Annotated in this window: 4 protein-coding genes; 1 reads left to right on the plus strand and 3 read right to left on the minus strand. The window is 51.0% G+C overall.

Annotated elements, in window-relative coordinates:
• The coding region (locus tag VFS25_RS03730; protein WP_326460773.1) for a GMC family oxidoreductase at positions 1 to 380 on the plus strand (380 nt) is incomplete at its 5' end.
• A gap of 1,132 nt (positions 381 to 1,512) precedes the next feature.
• Here the strand turns inward: VFS25_RS03730 and VFS25_RS03735 are convergent.
• The 3 genes from VFS25_RS03735 to VFS25_RS03745 all read right to left on the minus strand — a co-directional run bounded on the left by VFS25_RS03735 (position 1,513) and on the right by VFS25_RS03745 (position 4,342).
• Positions 1,513 to 2,358 carry an aldo/keto reductase gene (locus VFS25_RS03735; protein ID WP_326460774.1) on the minus strand — a complete coding sequence of 282 codons (846 nt, stop codon included), beginning with the start codon at positions 2,356 to 2,358 and terminating at the stop codon, positions 1,513 to 1,515.
• Positions 2,359 to 2,421: 63 nt separating this feature from the next.
• Positions 2,422 to 2,808 (minus strand): VOC family protein, encoded by a 387-nt coding sequence (locus tag VFS25_RS03740; protein WP_326460775.1) that lies wholly within the window; start codon positions 2,806 to 2,808, stop codon positions 2,422 to 2,424.
• Between the two features lie 61 nt (positions 2,809 to 2,869).
• Positions 2,870 to 4,342: a S41 family peptidase gene (locus VFS25_RS03745; RefSeq protein ID WP_326460776.1), complete on the minus strand. Its 1,473-nt coding sequence runs from the start codon at positions 4,340 to 4,342 to the stop codon at positions 2,870 to 2,872.
• Positions 4,343 to 4,571: the final 229 nt, after the last annotated feature.

The raw sequence follows: 4,571 nt of genomic DNA on the forward strand, positions 1-4,571 counted from the left end.
ACCGGAAAGATCAATTCGGCATGCCGCTGCTGAAAATATCGGTTGACTATGACGAGAACGACGAACGGATGATCCGCGACTTCCTCACGCAAAGCGCGGAAATGCTGGACAAGGCCGGCTGCAAAAACATACAGCCATACGATAACCACCAGGCTCCCGGGCTTGACATTCATGAAATGGGTGGCTGCCGCATGGGCAGCGATCCCAAAACATCGCTGTTAAACAAGTGGAACCAGCTGCACCACTGCAAAAATGTGTTTGTAACCGACGGCGCCTGCATGGCCAGCACCGGCAACCAAAGCCCTTCCCTGCTGTACATGGCGCTTACCGCCCGCGCTGCCGATTATGCCGTGCAGGAGCTGAAGCGGGGGGATTTGTAGGAAGCATTCCTTATCTCTTGCGTTGTTATCTTTTGTGTTGTTATCATTTGTATTCTTATCTTTTGTGTCCTCATCTCTTGTGTCCTTATCTCTTGTCCTTATCCTTGTCCTTATCCTTGTCCTTATCCTTGTCCTTATCTCTTGCAAGGCCAACTCCGGCCTGCACCCGCCTGTTTGTGCTGCCATGTAGCCTTATATGGCGTATAAGCATCGGCAACACTATTAAACTGCATCCATCGCATCACGCCGGGCAAAGGGCCGTCATTTGGCCTTGCAAGAGATGCGGAGGAAGACCTGGATATTGGAGCCCGGATATTGAAAACCACATATTGAAAACCGCTCGGAAAGTAATTACCCCTTGCTTACTACCAACGGGTCCTATGTAAGTACTGAATACCCGTTATTGATACCGTTATTGCAAGCCGATACTGAGGACCAATGTTGAATATGTAGCCTACAAAGCTGAACACAGTGTTCCCCTGTAGGGCGCATTCATCTGGTCATGCTGGTTTCATCTACTATGGCGCCGGTTTTTTGTCCTTTGATCACAATGCCTAGCCTGGCAAAGGGGTTGCCGCGTGCATCTGTCACCGTACCTATAGCAGGATGTTGGGTTCAGGTATTGTACGTCGGATATTGAATACCTGATGTTGAAAGCCTTGTATGTAAGCTGAATGCCAGCAGCATAGTGGTTGAAAGCCACATGCTAAAGCTGCGTACACACTGCTTCCCGGGGGCTTCGGCACCGGGCAAGCCCGACGACGGACCTTGCCCGGTGTGACACGGTTGATAATGTTTATCAGCGATGGCTACTTACCCGATTGATGATGCCTGATAGTAAGGTGAACAGGCGGGCGCAGGCCGGAGCGGGCTGCCCGGAAAGGAGCACGATACCAACCGAAAAAATGAGCACCGGGCAAGCCCGACGACGAACCTTGCCCGGTGTGACACGGTTGACAATGTTTGTAAGCGATAGGCTACTTACCCGATTGATGATGCCTGATAGTAAGGTGAACAGGCGGGCGCAGGCAGGAGCAGGCCGCCCGGAAGAAGTTTGATACAGGCTGCCCCGCAAGCATACAAAAAGAGGTGGTACGTAAATACCACCTCTTCCTGCAATATATAAACAACATTATTTCGCCAGCTCCTCAAACTCCTCCGCAGACAGCGTTATCTCCGCTGCTTTCATATTTTCGTGCAGGTGCTGCAACGACTTGGTGCCGGGAATGAGCAAAATGTTATCTGCACGCTGCAGCAGCCAGGCCAGCGCAACCTGGGCGGTGGTGGCATTGTGTTTGGCGGCAATCCGGCCGATCTTATCCGCCATGCTTTCGGGGCCGGAGGCCAGCGGAAACCAGGGAATAAAAGCCATGTTGCGTTGGGTGGTATAGTCCAGCACATTCTCCCATTTACGGTCGCCCAGGTTGTACAGGTTCTGTACCGATACAATGGGCACTACCTTCTCTGCCCTTTCGATCTGCTCAACATCCACCTCCGATAAACCTACATAGCGGATCTTGCCTGCCTTTACCGCTTCGGCTACCGGCGCCAGTGTTTCTTCAACCGGTACATTGGGATCAAAGCGGTGCAGCTGCCACAGGTCAATGGTTTCTACTTTCAGGCGTTTCAGGCTGCCTTCAATATTCTGACGGATGAAGTCGGGCTTGCCGTTGGGCACCCACTCGCCGGGGCCAGGGCGGTTAAAGCCGCCTTTGGTGGCAATTACCAGGCCGGGTTTGTAAGGGTATAAAGCATCGGCAATAAGGGTTTCATTCAGCTGGGGTCCGTAGGCTTCGGCAGTGTCTATAAAGTTAACTCCTGCGTCTACTGCGGCCTGCAATACTTTTTTAGCGTTCTCACGGTCGGCTACTTCTCCGAATACGCCGTTGCCGGTGAGCTGCATGGCGCCATATCCTACCCGGTTGATATTCAGCTGACCACCCAGGGCGTAGGTCAGTGCGGTTTTGCTTGTAATCATGGTTTCAGATTTTAGTATAACAAAGGTGCAGATATTCCGGGAGGCAACCAATGTTAAATGCGCTTACATATGAAATACATTGAATCTGTGACCGTCAGGGTCAGCAAACACGAAACCGTAATAACCCTTCCCAAATTCTTCCGGCCTGGAAACAATTGTTCCCCCCGCCTGCTGCACCTCTTTTTCCCAATCGTCAACCGCTTCCTTACTATCAGCAGCCAGGGTAAATATAATTTCGTTCCCGGCCTTTGTATCGATTATTTGTCCCTTCATGCCGGGTTCAAGTACATCCTTCAAAAAGAAATGGATGATAAAGTTATCGTCGCCAAAGAAGAAGCTGGTGAGCTGGTCCGACTCCCCGTTTTGTTTAAATCCGAGTTGTTTATAGAATTGCGTGGTTCGGTTTAAATCCTGCACACTGAAATTGGCCCAGATTTTTTTTGTTTTCATAACAAAGGTTTTATGGTTATCCGCATAATTTCGGTCATAATTCCCAACCGGCAAAACCGCCTTAAGGCCGCGGCCGGGATTTGCGTTCCGGTACGCCTGCCGCCAGCTTCAGCGCAAACTCCAACTGTACATCCCGTTTATGAATAATGTTATCGATGGTGGGGCTGACAATATATTCCGGAATAGTTCCCCGGCCGGTGCGGGCGGGTTTACGCACATCCATGGTGTATGCAATAGTGCCGAATGAAACGGGGATTTTTGACGCAGGCAGCACCGTGTCAATTTGTACGGCAGAGGTGTTTCCCTCATATCCCCCGCCGGTTTCCTCGCCAATAAATATGGCCCTGCGATAGCTTTTAGCAACGGCGCAAAATTCAGCCGTAACAGAATAGCTCAATCCATCCGCCAGTATCAGCACCCTTCCATTGTAATGGTGGCCGGCGGGCTGCAGCAGCTGCAGGTTCGTATGGGCCTGTGGTTGCAGCCGGTAGCTGTGGGGCGCAATGCTATCCAGCATACCGGAAGTTAGATCATTATACGATGAAACGGTACGGCTAAACTGCTCATAAGGCAGCTGCCGGGTGGCTGCGGTAAGACTTTTATAATAATGGAACGGCCGGCTGGTTAAATAGGCATATAACAATGAGCCGTACAGGTCTGTTCCGCCGCCGTTTCCACGAAGATCGATAATTAGCGCCGCTGCATTGCGCCGGTGGATGGCTGTAAATGCCGAGTCCAGGAAACGCCGGTAATCAAAGCCCGCATTCCGCAGGGTAGCGCTGTCGAAACTGCTGATGGTGAGCACGGCAATGTTGTTTTTCCTGAAGGCGCATTGCAGCAATTTCCCGGGAGTATCGCGCATGCCGGGAATGCGCTTCAGTGGAACGGCGTGCAATGTAACGGTATCAACGGCGTTACCGGCTGTTTTCACCGCCACGCTAAATGCTGCGGTGTTGCCATATACCATGTTATAGTAAATATGAAAAAAGGAGTTAAGCACGTAGTTTTTCTTTGTTGTTATATCTCCGTCGCCGGCAATGTATTTAAACAGCGCTTCCCGGATGCGGGCAACCGGCCGATGGTTAATGGCCAGTATTTCGGCGCCCGCCGGCCGGCCGGCCATCGCCTGCATGCTGTATACCTTATTGTTAATGAACCGCAGCTTTACGGGAAAAAACACAGCGGTATCGCCGAAATATTTTCTTACAGCCGGCGGGGGACCTACGTATAAATGCCCGTCTTTAATGCTGCTTACCAATGCTTTCAGCATTTTATAAAAGCCGGCGGCGGTAGTATTTTCATGGATGGCGGCATAGCAGCTGTCCAGCATGGCCTGCATACTGCTTTTACTATTGTAGCGGTACAGCGATGGGTAATACGTGTTGAGCAACGTGCGCAGGAAATTAAAGTCCTGCCGGAGGCTGTCTGCCGCAGGTGCGTGTACCGGCGGCATAGCTGTTTGTGCTTCTGAAAAGCCGGGTATACCGCCAACCAGCAGGATGCCGATGATTAGCCGCAATAATTGTTTGCGCATTTACAGGATGGTTTCCCGCCCAATATAATGACTAATAAACGCTTTACAAATGCTGAAGGCAGCGGGCATAAAAAAACCGGCGGGACCAATCACGTCCCGCCGGTATTAATTATTTACGCGTTTCCGGCTAGCGGTTTCTGCCAAAGTTTACAGTGGCGCCTATTTCGTAAGTGCCATCCACATATGTTTTAATGCCGCCTGTTTGCGTGGTATAAAGCGCCTGTAATAT

It is taken from the genome of Chitinophaga sp. (genome assembly GCF_035761305.1).
In the GTDB taxonomy this organism is placed as follows: Bacteria; Bacteroidota; Bacteroidia; order Chitinophagales; family Chitinophagaceae; genus Chitinophaga.

Coding starts and splice junctions, on each gene's coding strand:
- VFS25_RS03745 (WP_326460776.1), bottom strand. CDS start 4,342: ATGCGCAAACAATTATTGCGGCTAATCATCGGCATCCTGCTGGTTGGC.
- VFS25_RS03740 (WP_326460775.1), bottom strand. CDS start 2,808: ATGAAAACAAAAAAAATCTGGGCCAATTTCAGTGTGCAGGATTTAAAC.
- VFS25_RS03735 (WP_326460774.1), bottom strand. CDS start 2,358: ATGATTACAAGCAAAACCGCACTGACCTACGCCCTGGGTGGTCAGCTG.